Source organism: Streptomyces sp. NBC_00237, assembly GCF_026342435.1.
Lineage (GTDB): Bacteria > Actinomycetota > Actinomycetes > Streptomycetales > Streptomycetaceae > Streptomyces.
On sequence record NZ_JAPEMT010000001.1, the window covers coordinates 2,485,519 to 2,501,796 of the forward strand.

The following is a 16,278-nucleotide window of genomic DNA, read 5'->3' on the forward strand; positions in this document are numbered from 1 at the left end:
TACGAGCGTCAGCGCTGGACGGCGGCGAGAGATTCCCGGGCGGCGGCGGCGACGGCCTCGCCGGTGAAACCGAACTCCTTGAAGAGGACCTTGCCGTCGGCCGAGGCACCGAAGTGCTCCAGCGAGACGATGCGGCCCGCGTCACCGACGTACTTGTGCCAGGTGAGACCGATACCGGCCTCGACCGCCACCCGCGCCTTCACCGACGGGGGAAGGACGCTGTCCCGGTACCCCTGGTCCTGCTCCTCGAACCACTCCACCGACGGCATCGACACGACACGCGTCGGGACACCCCCGGCCTGGAGGGCCTCACGGGCCTCGACGGCCAGCTGGACCTCGGAGCCGGTGCCGATCAGGACGACCTGGGCGTCCGTGTGCTGCCCGGAGGGCCCTTCCGCCTCGAAGAGCACGTAACCACCACGCGCGGCGTCCTCGTTGGCCTCGTACGTCGGCACGCCCTGACGGGTCAGCACCAGACCGTGCGGGGCGCCCTTGCCGAAGACCTTCGTGTAACGCCTGAGGATCTCGCGCCAGGCGATGGCCGTCTCGTTGGCGTCCGCCGGGCGGACCACGTTCAGGCCCGGGATCGCGCGCAGCGAGGCGATGTGCTCGACCGGCTGGTGCGTGGGGCCGTCCTCGCCGAGGCCGACCGAGTCGTGCGTCCACACGTACGTCACCGGCAGGTGCATCAGCGCGGAGAGGCGCACCGCGTTGCGCATGTAGTCGGAGAACACCAGGAAGGTGCCGCCGTAGACACGGGTGTTGCCGTGCAGCGCGATGCCGTTCATCTCGGCGGCCATCGAGTGCTCGCGGATGCCGAAGTGGATCGTGCGGCCGTACGGGCTCGCCTCCGGGAGGGGGTTGCCCTCGGGGAGGAACGAGGAGGTCTTGTCGATCGTCGTGTTGTTGGAGCCCGCGAGGTCGGCGGAGCCGCCCCACAGCTCGGGGATGACCGCACCGAGAGCCTGCAGGACCTTCCCGGAGGCCGCACGGGTGGCGACGCCCTTGCCGGTCTCGAAGACGGGGAGCTTCTCCTCCCAGCCCGTGGGCAGCTCACCCGCGTTGATGCGGTCGAACTCGGCGGCGCGCTCCGGGTTGGCGGTGCGCCAGGCGGCGAAGCCCTTCTCCCACTCGGCCTTCGCCTCGGCACCCCGCTCCAGCGCCTTGCGGGTGTGGGCGATGACCTCGTCGGAGACCTCGAAGGACTGCTCCGGGTCGAAGCCCAGGACGCGCTTGGTGGCCGCGACCTCGTCGTCGCCGAGCGCCGAGCCGTGCGACGCCTCGGTGCCCTGCGCGTTCGGCGCGGGCCAGGCGATGATCGAGCGCATCGCGATGAACGACGGCTTGTCGGTGACGGCCTTGGCCGCCTCGATCGCGTTGTACAGCGCCTCGGGGTCCAGGTCGCCGTCCGGCTTCGGGGCGACGCGCTGGACGTGCCAGCCGTACGCCTCGTACCGCTTCAGCGTGTCCTCGGAGATCGCGGTCTCCGTGTCGCCCTCGATCGAGATGTGGTTGTCGTCCCACAGGAGGACCAGGTTGCCGAGCTTCTGGTGACCGGCCATCGAGGACGCCTCGGCGGAGATGCCCTCCTGGAGGCAGCCGTCACCGGCGACGGCGTAGACGAAGTGGTCGAACGGCGACTCGCCGACCGGCGCCCCGGGGTCGAACAGACCGCGCTCGTAGCGGGCGGCCATCGCCATGCCCACCGCGTTGGCGACACCCTGGCCCAGCGGACCCGTCGTGGTCTCGACGCCGACCGTGTGCCCGTACTCCGGGTGGCCCGGGGTCTTGGAGCCCCAGGTGCGGAACGACTTGAGGTCGTCCAGCTCCAGGCCGAACCCGGCCAGGTAGAGCTGGGTGTAGAGCGTGAGGGACGAGTGGCCCGCGGACAGCACGAAGCGGTCGCGGCCGGTCCAGTCGGCGTCCGCCGGGTCGTGCCGCATCACCTTCTGAAAGAGGGTGTACGCGGCCGGCGCCAGGCTCATCGCCGTACCCGGATGGCCGTTGCCGACCTTCTGTACGGCGTCCGCGGCCAGGACGCGGGCGGTGTCTACGGCCCGCTGGTCCAATTCGGTCCACTCAAGGTCATCTGTGGTGGTCGGCTTGGTGCTCACCCTGGGTCAGGGCTCCTCTCCACAATGTTTTAGTCCCGGTGTCTGTTCGCCGCACCGGGGCGCTGTCGAGCCTACCCTCGCCGGAACGCGCAAAATTTCGAGTCCACGCCGTGAAAACAAGAGGCGTTACGGACCAGAGTGCGCGCGTTGAACGGGGTTCGCCTCTCGACGAACGCATTTCCGTATACATCCGGACACTACTCCTGGGGCACCCCGTCCCCCTGCTTGTTCACGGTCGGCCCAACACGACCCCACCCCGGCGAAGGGCGACGTATGGGCAACGTCTAGAGTGGCGTGGTACGCGCAAGTCTTTACCGGGCCTTCACGCCCGGAGCTTGCTTTGGGAATTCTCTGTCAGGGGTGTGCGTGACGGCCGTCGAGTCCCGACCCGCAGGGGTCGCTTCGACTCCCAGCCCGGGGGGCCATCGGCCGTTCGGAGCCCGGGTCAAGGCGTTTGTTGCACTGACCAAGCCGAGGATCATCGAGCTTCTGCTGATCACCACCGTTCCGGTGATGTTCCTGGCGGAGCAGGGTGTCCCGGACCTGTGGCTGGTGCTGGCCACGTGCCTCGGCGGTTATCTCTCCGCCGGTGGCGCCAACGCGCTCAACATGTACATCGACCGCGACATCGACGCGCTGATGGACCGCACGTCGCAGCGTCCGCTGGTCACCGGGATGGTCAGCCCGCGCGAGTGCCTGGTCTTCGGCATCTCGCTCGCGGTGATCTCCACGCTCTGGTTCGGCCTGCTGGTCAACTGGCTGTCGGCCTGGCTGGCGCTGGGCGCGCTGCTCTTCTACGTCGTCGTCTACACGATGATCCTGAAGCGCCGTACCACGCAGAACATCGTCTGGGGCGGCATCGCGGGCTGCCTGCCGGTCCTCATCGGCTGGTCCTCGGTGACCAACTCGATGTCCTGGGCCGCGGTCGTCCTCTTCATGGTCATCTTCTTCTGGACGCCGCCGCACTACTGGCCGCTGTCGATGAAGGTCAAGGACGACTACGCCCGCGTGGGCGTGCCGATGCTGCCGGTCGTCAAGGGCAACAAGGCGGTCGCCAAGCAGGTCGTGATCTACAGCTGGGTCATGGTCGCCGTGTCCCTGCTGCTCCAGCCGCTCGGCTACACGGGCTGGTTCTACACCGTCGTCGCGGCCCTCGCGGGCGGCTGGTGGCTGTGGGAGGCGCACGGCCTCCAGGCCCGCGCCAAGGCCGAGGTCACGGGCGCGAAGCTGAAGGAGATGCGACTGTTCCACTGGTCGATCACCTACGTCTCGCTGCTCTTCGTGGCGGTCGCGGTGGACCCCTTCCTGCGCTTCTGAGTTCCGCGCCGGGTTCGTTCTCGTACGTCCGTGACGGGCGGGACACGTGGTCAAGGCCACGTGTCCCGCCCGTCGCCGTTTTCGCTACTCGTCGGTAGCATCCTGCTCATGGCAGACACCAAGCAGGCAGAGCGGCCCACGGCGAAGTCGGCCGAGAGGGCCGAGAAGTCGGCGGAGCGCAGGACGGCGAAGCTGGCCAAGCAGATCACCGCCTTCGCCGGGCAGCACGGCGGCGCCGAGGGACAGCTCGCGTACATCGGGCAGCGGGGCACCCGCATCGTCCTGGTCGGCGACGACGGCTCCTGGGGCGACCTGGTGGCCCCCACGTACGACGTGGCGAAGGCGGCCACCGAGAAGGCCGGGATCACCGTCCACGAGGACTTCGACGGCGAGTTCGCGGCCAAGGTCGAGACGGGTCCTTACGAGTGGAAGCGGATGGCCGGTATCCAGATCGGCGGCAGCCGGCCCGCCAGGCGCTAGCCGAGGTCCCGTACGGCTCGGTCGGGCCGTACGGAAGCCGTAGTGAACAGGCCCGTCCAGTACCCCGGGGCGGGCCTCACCCGTTAGGCCCTGTGGAAGCGTCACACGCGTCACGCCACCCGCAGGGAGCCCCCGATGTTCGTCACCCCTCCGCCCCTGGTGGACCAGTACTGCCACGGCGTGCTCCGCACCGAGCTGGGTCTGGGCACCTTCGAGGCGCACCTCGGCCGCACCCCGGCGCCGCCCGCCCCCGGCACCACCTTCTTCGACACCCAGACCGGCTTCGCCGTACGCCGCTGGTGTCCGCCCCTGCTCGGCCTGGAGCCGCACTGCCCGCCCGCCCGCTACCTGGCCCGACGCCGCGAGCTGGGCGTCCTGGAGGCGGGGCGGCGGCTGCTGCGCGGCACCGGGATCGCCACCTACCTGGTCGACACCGGGCTGCCGGGAGACCTCACCTGCCCCCGGGAGCTGGCCGTCGCGGGCGACGCCGAGGCGCGCGAGATCGTACGGCTCGAACTGCTCGCCGAGCAGATCGCCGACACCTCGGGCACCGCCGAGTGCTTCCTCGCCAACCTGGGCGAGGCCATGCACGCGGCGACGAAGACCGCGGTCGCGTTCACTTCCGTGGCGGGCGTACGGCACGGGCCGGCGCTCGCGCCGCACCCGCCGGGCCCCGGCGAGGTGCGCGGGGCGGCGGGGCGTTGGCTGGCGGGGCGCAGGGCGGGGGGCCGCCTGTCCGACCCCGTACTCCTGCGGCACCTGTTGTGGAACGCGGTGAGCTGCGGGCTGCCGCTCCAGCTGCACGTGGCGGGGGACCCGGAGCGGCTGACGGAGTTCGCGGCGGCGAGCGCGGGGCTCGGTACCGATCTGGTGCTGCTGCACGACTATCCGTACCACCGGCACGCGGCGCACCTGGCGGGCGTCTTCCCCCATGTGTACGCGGATCTCGGGCCCGCCCTGTCGCAGACGGGGGCGGGGGCGGCGGCGGTGCTCGCGGAGATGCTGGAGCTGGCGCCGTTCGGGAAGGTGCTGTTCTCCAGCGGGGCGCGCGGGCTGCCGGAGCTGCACGTGGTGGGGGCGCGGCTGTTCCAGGAGGCGCTGGCCAGGGTGCTCGGCGGGTGGGTGGCGGAGGGGGCCTGGGCGAAGGCGGACGCGGAGCGGGTGGCCAGGATGATCGCGGCGGGGAACGCGCGGCGGGTCTACCGGCTGGCGTGAGCTCCATGCGTACGAAAGCTCCGTGCGTGCGGGAAGGCTCCGTGCGTACGGGGAGGCTCCGTGCGGACGAGAAGAAGGCCGGGACGGTGTCCGTCCCGGCCTTCTCGTGTCGGTCTGTCAGGCGCTCGCCGGCACCTGGGCGGGGGCGTCGGAGGCGACGCTCTCCGCCGACTCCACCGGGCGCTCGCGCATGCTCAGCAGCAGGCGGATCACCGCGATCCACATGAGGGAGGACAGCAGCATGTGCACGGCGACCAGGAGTTCGGGGACCTGCGTGAAGAACTGCACGTAGCCCACGGCGCCCTGGGCGACCAGCACGATCAGCAGGTCGCGGGAGCGGTGACGGGTGTCGTCCGGCGCGTCCACCATGCGCAGCACCAGGAACATCGCGATGGCCAGCGCGCAGACCACCCACGCGGCGGCGGCGTGCACGTGTGCGGCGTCCGCCCAGTCCCACGGCATGCGCGGCACCTCGCTCTTGTCGCCCGCGTGCTTGCCCGAGCCGGTCACCGAGGTGCCCAGCACGATCAGGACGGCACTCGTCGCGACGATCGCCCAGGCCAGCTTGCGGACCGGACGCGGCACCCTCGGGACGGGCGCGCCGTCGCCCTCGCGGGTGCGCTGCCAGACGGTGACGGCGACCGCGAGGAGGGCGTTGGCGGCCAGGAAGTGACCCGCCACCGTCCACGGGTTGAGGCCCATCCACACGGTGACGCCGCCGACGACGGCGTTGCTCATGACCAGCCAGAACATCACCCAGGCGGTACGGGTGAGGCTGCGCCGCCACGGCTTCGTGGAGCGGGCCGCGATGATGGCCCAGCCGACGGCCGCCGACAGGACGTACGTCAGCATGCGGTTGCCGAACTCCACGAACCCGTGGAAGCCCTGTTCCGGCGTCACGAACAGGCTGTCGGAGGTGCACTTGGGCCAGGTGTCGCAGCCGAGACCGGAACCGGTCAGCCGGACCGCGCCGCCGGTCACGATGATGAAGACGCTCATGACGACCGCGGAGAGCGCGGCGCGCTGGAGCGTACGGGGCGTGGGCGTCCATCGCTGGGCGATGAGGGCGAGGGGGGTCAACACGGCAACCATGGTAGGCGGGTGCTTGTGCGAGTTTTCACGAGGGGGGCGGTGGAGGCGTGTGACCTCACTCCCACGCGCCTATTCCCAGCGGAAGAACTTCGCCGCGGCGCCGAGGCCCAGGACCGCCCACACCGCGAGGACGCCGAGGTTGCCCCACGGCATCGACGCCCCGTGCTGGAGCACGTCGCGCAGGCCGTCGGAGAGCGCGGAGATCGGCAGCAGGCCCAGGACGTCCTGCACGGCGTCCGGGAACTTGTCGAGCGGGACGATGACGCCGCCGCCGACGAGGAGGAGGAGGAAGACGAGGTTGGCGGCGGCGAGCGTCGCCTCCGCCTTGAGGGTGCCCGCCATCAGCAGGCCGAGACCGGAGAAGGCCGCCGTGCCGAGGACCAGGAGGAGGAGCACGGAGACCGGGTCGCCCTGCGGCGACCAGCCGAGGCCGAAGGCGATGGCGGTGAGGAGGACGACCTGGAGGACCTCGGTGACCAGGACGGAGAGCGTCTTCGCCGTCATCAGGGCCCAGCGGGGGAGCGGCGAGGTGCCGAGCCGCTTGAGGACGCCGTACCGGCGCTCGAAGCCGGTGGCGATGGCCTGGCCGGTGAACGCGGTCGACATCACGGCGAGGGCGAGGATGCCGGGGGCGAGGAAGTCGACGGACTTGCCCGTGCCCTGCGGTGAAACAGGCACCGCGATGATGTCGACGGCCGAGAAGAGGACCAGGAGGAGGGCAGGGATGATCACGGTGAGGAGAAGCTGCTCGCCGTTGCGCAGCAGCATCTTCGTTTCGAGCGCGGTCTGCGCCGCGATCATCCGGCCGAGCGGGGCCGCTCCCGGCATGGGGGTGTAAGGGGCGGTGCTCATGGACGCAGGTCCTTACCCGTGAGTTCCAGGCTGTGCTTGCCCGGGGGACGGCCCCCGGACCCCCGGCCGGTGGCGGCGGTGGCGTGGGGCGAGTTCATGGGCGCAGGTCCTTACCCGTGAGTTCCAGGAAGACGTCTTCGAGGGTGCGGCGTTCGACCGAGATGCCGTCCGGCATCACCCCGTGCTGGGCGCACCAGGAGGTGACCGTGGCGAGGAGCTGCGGGTCGATCTTTCCGCTGATGCGGTACGTCCCCGGGATCAGCTCCTCCGCGAGGGTGTCGGCGGGGAGCGCCTTGAGGAGCGAGGTCATGTCGAGGCCGGGGCGGCCCGTGAAGCGCAGGGTGTTCTCGGCGCCGCCTCGGCACAGGTCGGCGGGGGAGCCCTGGGCGATGACCTTGCCCGCGTTCACGATGGCGACGTCGTCGGCGAGCTGCTCGGCCTCGTCCATGAAGTGCGTGGTGAGGATGACGCTCACGCCGCACTCCCGGAGTTCGCGTACGAGGTCCCAGGTGGAGCGGCGGGCGTGCGGGTCCAGGCCCGCGGTCGGCTCGTCGAGGAAGACGAGCTCGGGGCGGCCGACCACGGCCATCGCGAGCGCGAGGCGCTGCTGCTGGCCGCCGGAGAGACGGCGGTAGGTCGTACGGCCGCAACTGCCGAGCCCGAGGCGGTCGATCAGGGCGTCCACGTCGAGCGGATGCGCGTGCAGCTTCGCCATGTGGCGGAGCATCTCGTCGGCGCGGGCGCCGGAGTAGACGCCGCCGGACTGGAGCATCACGCCGATGCGCGGGCGGAGCTTCGCGGCGTCGGCGACCGGGTCGAGACCGAGGACGCGGACCGTGCCCGCGTCGGGCTTGCGGTAGCCCTCGCAGGTCTCGACGGTCGTGGTCTTCCCGGCTCCGTTGGGGCCGAGGACGGCGGTGACGGTGCCGGAGGCGACGGTGAGATCGAGGCCGTCGACCGCGGTCTTGGATCCGTACCGCTTGACCAGGCCGCTGACCTGGACGACGGGCTCTTGTGACATGGGAGCGAGTCTAGGTCCCGGCGGGGAACGGCCCGGCAGGGGGCGGGGCCCGGCAGCGCGCTGACGGCGCCTTTGGCCCCTTACTCCCAGGTCACGCCCATTGTGGGCGAGGGGGCCGAGGGTGCGGAGGGGGTCTCCGGATCGCCTTCCCCGTGATCGTTTCCGCAGGTCAGCTTAGGTTTACCTAAGTGATGCAGTCCACCGATGTTGGTCAAGATCCGGGTTGTCAGGCTCAGGGGAATTACGCAACAATGGCGTTGTGAAATACGAAGGCGAGGTCCCCCAGACGGACGTCGCGACCGGTGAGCGGTCCACCCGCAACCGTGTCGCGCGCTCCATCCTGGACCACGGCCCGTCGACGGTCGCCGACCTGGCGAAGCGCCTCGGCCTCACGCAGGCCGCCGTGCGCCGCCACCTCGACGCCCTCGCCGCCGACGACGTGGTGCAGGCGAAGGAGCAGAGGGTCTACGGGGCGCGTACGCGCGGGCGGCCCGCGAAGGTCTTCGCGCTCACCGACTGCGGCCGGGACGCCTTCGACCAGTCCTACGACCAGCTCGCGGCCGACGCTCTGACCTGGATCTCCAGGGCGGCCGGCGGCGGCGAGCAGGGGGAGGCGGCCGTCACCGCCTTCGCGCGCGCCCGGATCGCCGCGCAGGCACAGGCGTACCGCGAGGCCGTCGAGGCGGCGCCCCCCGAGCAGCGCACGGAGGCTCTGGCGAGGGCCTTGAGTGCCGACGGGTACGCTGCTACGGCGCGAAGCGCACCGGTCGGAGAGCAGCTGTGCCAGCACCACTGCCCTGTCGCCCACGTCGCGGAACAGTTCCCGCAGCTCTGCGAGGCGGAGACCGAGGTCTTCTCCGCGCTGCTCGGGACCCATGTCCAGCGGCTGGCCACCATCGCCCACGGCGACGGGGTCTGCACGACGTACATCCCGAAGAGCAGTCACACCAGTCACGCCAGTGACACCAGTCAGACCAGTCATTCAGCATCGGCAAGCACGGCCGGGAGGAACCCCGCATGACTCTCCCTATCGAGGAGACTGCCCACCCCGAACTTGAGGGCCTGGGTACGTACGAATTCGGCTGGGCCGACCCGGACGTGGCGGGTGCCGCGGCCAAGCGAGGTCTGTCCGAGGCTGTCGTCCGCGACATCTCGGCGAAGAAGAACGAGCCCGAGTGGATGCTGAAGCTGCGTCTCAAGGGTCTGAAGCTGTTCGGCAAGAAGCCCATGCCGAACTGGGGCTCGGACCTGTCGGGCATCGACTTCGACAACATCAAGTACTTCGTGCGCTCCACGGAGAAGCAGGCACAGTCCTGGGAGGACCTGCCCGCCGACATCAAGAACACGTACGACAAGCTCGGCATCCCCGAGGCGGAGAAGCAGCGCCTCGTCGCGGGCGTCGCGGCCCAGTACGAGTCCGAGGTCGTCTACCACCAGATCAACGAGGAGCTGGAGGCGCAGGGTGTCATCTTCATGGACACCGACACCGCGCTGAAGGAGCACCCGGAGCTCTTCCAGGAGTACTTCGGCACCGTCATCCCGGTCGGCGACAACAAGTTCGCGTCGCTGAACTCGGCCGTGTGGTCCGGCGGCTCGTTCATCTACGTGCCGAAGGGCGTGCACGTCGAGATCCCGCTCCAGGCGTACTTCCGTATCAACACGGAGAACATGGGGCAGTTCGAGCGCACGCTGATCATCGTCGACGAGGACGCGTACGTTCACTACGTCGAGGGCTGCACGGCTCCGATCTACTCCTCGGACTCGCTGCACTCCGCCGTGGTCGAGATCATCGTGAAGAAGGGCGGCCGCTGCCGCTACACGACGATCCAGAACTGGTCGAACAACGTCTACAACCTGGTCACCAAGCGCGCCGTGGCGTACGAGGGCGCGACCATGGAGTGGGTCGACGGCAACATCGGCTCCAAGGTGACGATGAAGTACCCGGCCGTCTACCTCATGGGCGAGCACGCCAAGGGCGAGACGCTGTCCATCGCCTTCGCGGGCGAGGGCCAGCACCAGGACGCGGGCGCGAAGATGGTGCACATGGCGCCGAACACGTCGTCCAACATCGTGTCCAAGTCGGTGGCGCGCGGTGGCGGTCGGACGTCCTACCGAGGTCTCATCGAGATCGGCGAGGGCGCTCCGGGGTCGAAGTCCAACGTGCTCTGTGACGCGCTGCTGGTCGACACCATCTCGCGGTCCGACACGTACCCGTACGTCGACGTGCGCGAGGACGACGTGTCCATGGGCCACGAGGCGACCGTCTCCAAGGTCTCCGAGGACCAGCTCTTCTACCTGATGAGCCGCGGCATGACCGAGTTCGAGGCGATGGCGATGATCGTCCGAGGCTTCGTCGAGCCGATCGCCAAGGAGCTCCCGATGGAGTACGCCCTGGAGCTCAACCGGCTGATCGAGCTGCAGATGGAGGGTTCGGTCGGCTGACCCGAACCCCCTTGTCAGCAGCAACCGACTTCCTGATCCAGAGAGAGAGCGCTACGACAGCCATGGCTGAGGCTCAGAACATCCCGGTGGGTTCCACCACCGCCGGTTCCATCGCGGTGGCGGCGGAGTCCACCGTCGCCACGCGCATGAGTGCGCCGCCGTCCTTCGACGTGGCGGACTTCCCCGTGCCGCACGGCCGCGAGGAGGAGTGGCGGTTCACGCCGCTCGACCGGCTGCGCGGGCTGCACGACGGCACCGCGACCGCCGGTGGCGTGCTGACCGTCCGGGTCGACGCCCCCGCCGGTGTCACCGTCGAGACGGTCGACCGCAGCGACGCCCGCCTCGGCAGGGCCGGGAAGCCGGTGGACCGGGTCGCGGCCCAGGCGTACAGCTCCTTCGAGAAGGCATCGGTCGTCTCGGTGCCCAAGGAGACCGTGCTGACCGAGCCGATCCGCGTGTCGGTGCAGGGCGAGGGCGGCACGGCGTACGGCCACCAGGTCTTCGAACTCGGCGCGTTCGCCGAGGCCGTCGTGGTCATCGACCACACCGGTGACGGTGTGCTGGCCGCGAACGTCGACTACGTGCTGGGCGACGGTGCCAAGCTGACCGTCGTGTCCGTGCAGGACTGGGACGACCGTGCCGTCCACGTGGCGCAGCACAACGCGCTCGTCGGGCGCAACGCGTCGTTCAAGTCGGTCGTCGTGACCTTCGGCGGCGACGTCGTACGGCTGCACCCGCGCGTCTCGTACGCCGGTCCCGGCGGCGAGGCCGAGCTGTTCGGCCTGTACTTCACCGACCAGGGACAGCACCAGGAGCACCGCCTCCTGGTCGACCACAACGTCCCGCACTGCAAGTCGAACGTGGCCTACAAGGGCGCGCTCCAGGGGCAGGACGCGCACGCGGTGTGGATCGGCGACGTGCTGATCCAGGCCGCCGCCGAGGGCACCGACTCGTACGAGATGAACCGCAACCTGGTGCTGACCGACGGCGCGCGCGTCGACTCGGTCCCCAACCTGGAGATCGAGACCGGCGAGATCGCCGGAGCGGGCCACGCCTCGGCGACCGGCCGCTTCGACGACGAGCAGCTCTTCTACCTCCAGTCCCGCGGCATCCCCGAGGACGAGGCCCGTCGCCTGGTCGTCCGCGGCTTCTTCGCCGAGCTGGTCCAGCAGATCGGCGTCACGGACGTCGAGGAGCGGCTGCTCGCGAAGATCGACGCGGAGCTGGAGGCGTCCGTCTGATGGCGTTCGTGAAGGTGGCAGCGCTGAGCGAGCTGGAGGCCGACACCCCCAAGCGGGTGGAGGTCGACGGCACGCCGGTGTCTCTCGTACACACCGAGGGCGAAGTCTTCGCGATCAACGACATCTGCTCGCACGCGAACGTCTCGCTGTCGGAGGGGGAGGTGGAGGACTGTGCGATCGAGTGCTGGTTGCACGGTTCGAGCTTCGACCTCCGCACCGGCAAGCCGTCCGGTCTTCCCGCGACGCGCCCCGTCCCCGTTTACCCCGTAAAGATCGAAGGGGACGATGTGCTCGTCTCCGTCACCCAGGAGTCCTGAGTACCCCATGGCAACGCTTGAAATCCGCGACCTGCACGTCTCCGTCGATGTCGAGAACGGCACCAAGGAGATCCTCAAGGGCGTCGACCTGACCGTGAAGCAGGGCGAGACCCACGCCATCATGGGCCCCAACGGCTCCGGCAAGTCCACCCTCGCGTACTCGATCGCGGGTCACCCCAAGTACACGATCACCAGCGGCACCGTCACCCTCGACGGCGAGGACGTCCTGGAGATGTCCGTCGACGAGCGCGCCCGCGCCGGCATGTTCCTGGCCATGCAGTACCCGGTCGAGGTCCCCGGCGTCTCGGTGTCCAACTTCCTGCGTACGTCGGCCACGGCGCTGCGCGGCGAGGCCCCCAAGCTGCGCACCTGGGTGAAGGAGGTCAAGTCCGCGATGGAGCAGCTCCAGATGGACCCGTCCTTCGCCGAGCGCAACGTCAACGAGGGCTTCTCCGGTGGTGAGAAGAAGCGTCACGAGATCCTCCAGATGGAGCTCATGAAGCCGAAGATCGCCATCCTCGACGAGACCGACTCCGGTCTGGACGTCGACGCCCTGCGCCAGGTCTCGGACGGCGTCAACCGCGTCCGCGAGACCGGTGAGGTCGGCACGCTGCTGATCACGCACTACACGCGCATCCTGCGCTACATCAAGCCGGACTTCGTGCACGTCTTCTCGGCGGGCAAGATCGTCGAGTCCGGTGGCCCCGAGCTGGCCGACCAGCTCGAGGCCGAGGGCTACGAGAAGTACGCAACGCGCGACGAAGTCGACACGAAGGGTGGCGCAGCCGCGTGACACAGCTGCCGGGCCTCCTCGACACGGACGCGATCCGCAAGGACTTCCCCCTGCTGGACCGCATCGTCCACGGGGACAAGAAGATCGTTTACCTGGACTCCGCGGCGACCTCCCAGAAGCCGCGCCAGGTGCTCGACGCGCTCAACGAGTACTACGAGCGGCACAACGCCAACGTGCACCGCGGTGTGTACACGGTCGCCGAGGAGGCCACGGCGCTGTACGAGGGCGCCCGCGACAAGGTCGCCGCCTTCATCAACGCGCCGAGCCGCGACGAGGTCATCTTCACGAAGAACGCCTCCGAGTCGCTCAACCTCGTCGCCAACATGCTGGGCTGGGCCGACGAGCCCTACCGCGTGGACCGCGAGACCGAGATCGTCATCACGGAGATGGAGCACCACTCCAACATCGTGCCGTGGCAGCTGCTCTCGCAGCGCACGGGCGCGAAGCTGAAGTGGTTCGGGCTGACCGACGACGGCCGCCTCGACCTCTCCAACATCGACGAGATCATCACCGAGAAGACGAAGATCGTCTCCTTCACGCTGGTCTCCAACCTGCTGGGCACGGTCAACCCGGTCGAGACGATCGTGCGCCGTGCGCAGCAGGTCGGCGCGCTGGTCTGCATCGACGCCTCGCAGGCCGCGCCGCACATGGTGCTGGACGTGCAGGCCCTCCAGGCCGACTTCGTGGCCTTCACCGGTCACAAGATGGTCGGCCCGACGGGCATCGGCGTGCTCTGGGGCCGTCAGGAGCTGCTGGAGGACCTGCCGCCGTTCCTCGGCGGCGGCGAGATGATCGAGACCGTGTCGATGCACTCCTCGACGTACGCTCCCGCGCCGCACAAGTTCGAGGCGGGTACGCCCCCGATCGCGCAGGCCGTCGGCCTCGGCGCGGCCGTGGACTACCTCTCGGCGATCGGCATGGAGAACATCGCGCGCCACGAGCACGCGATCACCGAGTACGCGGTCAAGCGCCTCCTGGAGGTGCCCGACCTGCGGATCATCGGCCCGGCGACGGCCGAGGACCGCGGTGCGGCGATCTCCTTCACGCTCGGCGACATCCATCCGCACGACGTGGGCCAGGTCCTCGACGAGGAAGGCATCGCGGTACGCGTCGGTCACCACTGCGCGCGCCCGGTCTGCCTCCGCTACGGAGTTCCTGCGACCACGCGGGCGTCGTTCTATCTGTACTCCACGCCGGCCGAGGTGGACGCCCTGGTCGACGGCCTGGAGCACGTACGGAACTTCTTCGGGTAGGCGGGGAGCGACAGTGAAGCTGGATTCGATGTACCAGGAAGTCATCCTGGACCACTACAAGCACCCGCACGGGCGCGGCCTGCGCGACGGCGATGCCGAGGTGCATCACGTCAACCCCACCTGCGGCGACGAGATCACGCTCCGGGTGAAGTACGACGGGGAGCGCATCGAGGACGTCAGCTACGAGGGGCAGGGCTGTTCCATCAGCCAGGCCAGCGCCTCGGTGCTGAACGACCTGCTGGTCGGCAAGGACCTGGACCAGGCCCGGAAGATCCAGGAGACCTTCCTGGAGCTGATGCAGTCGAAGGGCGCTGTCGAGCCCGACGAGGCGATGGAAGAGGTCCTGGAGGACGCGGTCGCGTTCGCCGGAGTCTCGAAGTTCCCGGCCCGGGTCAAGTGCGCCCTGCTGAGCTGGATGGCATGGAAGGACGCGACCGCCCAGGCCCTGGGCGAGAGCGCGAAGAAGGAGACGGCATGAGTGACGAGACGACATTGACGACCAAGCCCGCCTCCGAGGAAGAGGTGCGCGAAGCCCTGTACGACGTGGTCGACCCCGAGCTGGGCATCGACGTCGTCAACCTGGGCCTCATCTACGGAGTCCACGTCGACGACGCGAACATCGCGACCATCGACATGACGCTCACCTCCGCGGCCTGCCCGCTGACCGACGTCATCGAGGACCAGGCCAAGTCGGCCACCGAGGGCATCGTCAACGAGCTCAAGATCAACTGGGTCTGGATGCCGCCGTGGGGCCCGGACAAGATCACCGACGACGGCCGCGAGCAGCTCCGCGCGCTCGGCTTCAACGTCTGAGATCCGCTGTTCGTCCGTACGGTATGGCTGTGCCCCCGGTGCTCCTCGCGAGCGCCGGGGGCACAGCCGTTTCTCAGTGCTGTGGGTGCTGTGGGTGCTGCGGGGGCTGCTGGTACGGCGGCGGGGGCGGCAGGTGGGCCGCCTCGGCGAGGGCGGGGGCCAGGTTCTCGCGGCGGATGCGCTGGTCCACGTACAGCAGGCCGGTGGAGAGCTGGGGGAAGAAGGTCGTGATGATCTGGCTGACGAAGCTGCCGAGGAGGGTGATCAGCACGTAGCCGCCCACGGACAGGAACACCTGCACCACGGCCGTGCTCTCGTCGGCCTGGGTGGTGAGGCCGAAGCTGGGGATCATCGAGAACATGCCCAGGAAGCTGAACGGCACCTGGATGATCGAGCCCGCCACCATCGCCATCGCGTACACCAGCAGCGTGATTCCGAAGATCCGCCACCAGGAGCCCTTCACCAGCCGGGCCGACCGGCGCAGCGCCCGCATCGGGCTCGCCGACTCGAAGACGGCGACGGCGGGGGCCAGGCTGAAGAGGGTCCAGAGCCAGATCGCCACCGGCATCAGCAGGAGTCCGGTGATGAGGCCCACTCCGGCGAGGACGTTGGCGAGGCCGCCGCCCTGGTGTTCCACGACCGAGAGCATCAGGGCGACGTAGCCGGTCATCAGCAGGGCCACCATGAGGAACCCGACCAGCCAGGGGATCAGCAGCACGCCGATCACCGCGGGGGCGCGGTTCACCGCCCTGCGCCACACCACGCCGAACGTGGCCGGGCGGCCGAGCACGGCCTCCTGGAGCACGGCGGGGGACGCCGCCTGGGTGACGGCGGTGGCCAGCAACATGCACACCATGCCGACGACGGCGACCACGCCGAAGCCGACGGCCAGGGCAATGAGCTCGGAGGCGAGGGCCGCGTCGTCGTTGGCGCGGTCCGCGGCTTCCGCCGCGTGGAAGGTGTCCTGGTTGGCCCAGATGCCGATGGCCACCGCTGCGCCCGTGACCAGCAGGGCGGCCCCGTACGCGAGTACGGCGGTGCCCAGGAGGGGCTTCCAGTAGCGGCCGAAGGCGGAGAAGGTGCCGTTCAGGATGTCGCTGAGGGCGAGCGGGCGCAGCGGGATCACCCCGGGCTGCGGGGGTTGCGGGGGCGGGGCCCAGGCGCCGCCCCAGCCGGGTCCTGCCGGGCCGGGCGGGGGGCTTCCGTGGGGGCCGCCGGGGTGTGTCACGTCGTGCTCCGTGCGTCAGGGTGATGGGGGGTCACCGTATCCGGGTCCGTACGGTACGGGGAACGGCGGAGGGGGAGAGCGTCGGACCACGGAAGGAAAC

General features: G+C 69.6%; 16 protein-coding genes. 11 read left to right on the forward strand and 5 right to left on the reverse strand.

From position 1 onward, the window contains the following. Positions 1-8: 8 nt before the first annotated feature. Positions 9-2,114, reverse strand: a complete 2,106-nt coding sequence (gene tkt, locus OG897_RS10950; RefSeq protein WP_266655225.1) for a transketolase — start codon at positions 2,112-2,114, stop codon at positions 9-11. Positions 2,115-2,474: 360 nt separating this feature from the next. Here tkt and OG897_RS10955 point away from each other — a divergent pair, with 360 nt between their 5' ends. The 3 genes from OG897_RS10955 (at position 2,475) to OG897_RS10965 (ending at position 5,126) form a co-directional block, all read left to right on the forward strand. Then, positions 2,475-3,431: a heme o synthase gene (locus OG897_RS10955; RefSeq protein WP_266655227.1), complete on the forward strand. Its 957-nt coding sequence runs from the start codon at positions 2,475-2,477 to the stop codon at positions 3,429-3,431. Positions 3,432-3,539: 108 nt separating this feature from the next. Next, positions 3,540-3,911 carry a hypothetical protein gene (locus tag OG897_RS10960; protein WP_266655229.1) on the forward strand — a complete coding sequence of 124 codons (372 nt, stop codon included), beginning with the start codon at positions 3,540-3,542 and terminating at the stop codon, positions 3,909-3,911. 135 nt (positions 3,912-4,046) lie between these two features. Next, positions 4,047-5,126 (forward strand): amidohydrolase, encoded by a 1,080-nt coding sequence (locus OG897_RS10965; protein WP_266655231.1) that lies wholly within the window; start codon positions 4,047-4,049, stop codon positions 5,124-5,126. 117 nt (positions 5,127-5,243) lie between these two features. Here OG897_RS10965 and OG897_RS10970 read toward each other — a convergent pair whose 3' ends face one another. The 3 genes from OG897_RS10970 to OG897_RS10980 form a co-directional block, all read right to left on the reverse strand. Further along, positions 5,244-6,218 carry a heme A synthase gene (locus OG897_RS10970; RefSeq protein WP_266655233.1) on the reverse strand — a complete coding sequence of 325 codons (975 nt, stop codon included), beginning with the start codon at positions 6,216-6,218 and terminating at the stop codon, positions 5,244-5,246. A 69-nt stretch (positions 6,219-6,287) separates the two neighbouring features. Beyond that, complete coding sequence (locus OG897_RS10975; protein ID WP_266655235.1) at positions 6,288-7,070, reverse strand: ABC transporter permease; 783 nt, start codon at positions 7,068-7,070, stop codon at positions 6,288-6,290. A gap of 94 nt (positions 7,071-7,164) precedes the next feature. Next, positions 7,165-8,091, reverse strand: a complete 927-nt coding sequence (locus tag OG897_RS10980) for an ABC transporter ATP-binding protein (RefSeq protein WP_266655237.1) — start codon at positions 8,089-8,091, stop codon at positions 7,165-7,167. A 259-nt stretch (positions 8,092-8,350) separates the two neighbouring features. Between OG897_RS10980 and OG897_RS10985 the strand changes: the two genes are divergently transcribed. From OG897_RS10985 to OG897_RS11020, 8 genes are all read left to right on the forward strand, one after another. Then, positions 8,351-9,112, forward strand: coding sequence for a metalloregulator ArsR/SmtB family transcription factor (locus OG897_RS10985; RefSeq protein ID WP_266655239.1), 762 nt, complete (start codon positions 8,351-8,353; stop codon positions 9,110-9,112). Next, a complete protein-coding gene (gene sufB / locus OG897_RS10990) occupies positions 9,109-10,533 on the forward strand; it encodes a Fe-S cluster assembly protein SufB (protein ID WP_266655241.1) in 1,425 nt (474 codons plus the stop codon). Before OG897_RS10985 ends, sufB begins: the two co-directional genes overlap by 4 nt. 62 nt (positions 10,534-10,595) lie before the next feature. After that, positions 10,596-11,774 carry a Fe-S cluster assembly protein SufD gene (gene sufD, locus OG897_RS10995; protein ID WP_266655243.1) on the forward strand — a complete coding sequence of 393 codons (1,179 nt, stop codon included), beginning with the start codon at positions 10,596-10,598 and terminating at the stop codon, positions 11,772-11,774. Then, positions 11,774-12,091, forward strand: coding sequence for a non-heme iron oxygenase ferredoxin subunit (locus OG897_RS11000; protein WP_266655245.1), 318 nt, complete (start codon positions 11,774-11,776; stop codon positions 12,089-12,091). Before sufD ends, OG897_RS11000 begins: the two co-directional genes overlap by 1 nt. A 7-nt stretch (positions 12,092-12,098) precedes the next feature. Continuing rightward, a complete protein-coding gene (sufC, locus tag OG897_RS11005) occupies positions 12,099-12,884 on the forward strand; it encodes a Fe-S cluster assembly ATPase SufC (RefSeq protein WP_266655247.1) in 786 nt (261 codons plus the stop codon). Further along, complete coding sequence (locus OG897_RS11010; RefSeq protein ID WP_266655249.1) at positions 12,881-14,137, forward strand: cysteine desulfurase; 1,257 nt, start codon at positions 12,881-12,883, stop codon at positions 14,135-14,137. Before sufC ends, OG897_RS11010 begins: the two co-directional genes overlap by 4 nt. 13 nt (positions 14,138-14,150) lie before the next feature. After that, positions 14,151-14,615 (forward strand): Fe-S cluster assembly sulfur transfer protein SufU, encoded by a 465-nt coding sequence (gene sufU / locus OG897_RS11015; protein ID WP_266655251.1) that lies wholly within the window; start codon positions 14,151-14,153, stop codon positions 14,613-14,615. After that, positions 14,612-14,950 (forward strand): metal-sulfur cluster assembly factor, encoded by a 339-nt coding sequence (locus OG897_RS11020; RefSeq protein WP_266655253.1) that lies wholly within the window; start codon positions 14,612-14,614, stop codon positions 14,948-14,950. Before sufU ends, OG897_RS11020 begins: the two co-directional genes overlap by 4 nt. Positions 14,951-15,023: 73 nt before the next feature. Here the strand turns inward: OG897_RS11020 and OG897_RS11025 are convergent, their stop codons facing one another. Next, positions 15,024-16,178, reverse strand: a complete 1,155-nt coding sequence (locus OG897_RS11025; protein WP_266655255.1) for a hypothetical protein — start codon at positions 16,176-16,178, stop codon at positions 15,024-15,026. Positions 16,179-16,278: the final 100 nt, after the last annotated feature.

What these genes read in the sequence shown, in the direction of transcription:
- OG897_RS11020 (WP_266655253.1), top strand. Translation starts at nt 14,612, where the DNA reads ATGAGTGACGAGACGACATTGACGACCAAGCCCGCCTCCGAGGAAGAG.
- OG897_RS10980 (WP_266655237.1), bottom strand. Translation starts at nt 8,091, where the DNA reads ATGTCACAAGAGCCCGTCGTCCAGGTCAGCGGCCTGGTCAAGCGGTAC.
- sufC (WP_266655247.1), top strand. Translation starts at nt 12,099, where the DNA reads ATGGCAACGCTTGAAATCCGCGACCTGCACGTCTCCGTCGATGTCGAG.
- OG897_RS10960 (WP_266655229.1), top strand. Translation starts at nt 3,540, where the DNA reads ATGGCAGACACCAAGCAGGCAGAGCGGCCCACGGCGAAGTCGGCCGAG.
- OG897_RS10975 (WP_266655235.1), bottom strand. Translation starts at nt 7,070, where the DNA reads ATGAGCACCGCCCCTTACACCCCCATGCCGGGAGCGGCCCCGCTCGGC.
- OG897_RS10965 (WP_266655231.1), top strand. Translation starts at nt 4,047, where the DNA reads ATGTTCGTCACCCCTCCGCCCCTGGTGGACCAGTACTGCCACGGCGTG.
- OG897_RS11000 (WP_266655245.1), top strand. Translation starts at nt 11,774, where the DNA reads ATGGCGTTCGTGAAGGTGGCAGCGCTGAGCGAGCTGGAGGCCGACACC.
- sufB (WP_266655241.1), top strand. Translation starts at nt 9,109, where the DNA reads ATGACTCTCCCTATCGAGGAGACTGCCCACCCCGAACTTGAGGGCCTG.
- OG897_RS10970 (WP_266655233.1), bottom strand. Translation starts at nt 6,218, where the DNA reads ATGGTTGCCGTGTTGACCCCCCTCGCCCTCATCGCCCAGCGATGGACG.
- sufD (WP_266655243.1), top strand. Translation starts at nt 10,596, where the DNA reads ATGGCTGAGGCTCAGAACATCCCGGTGGGTTCCACCACCGCCGGTTCC.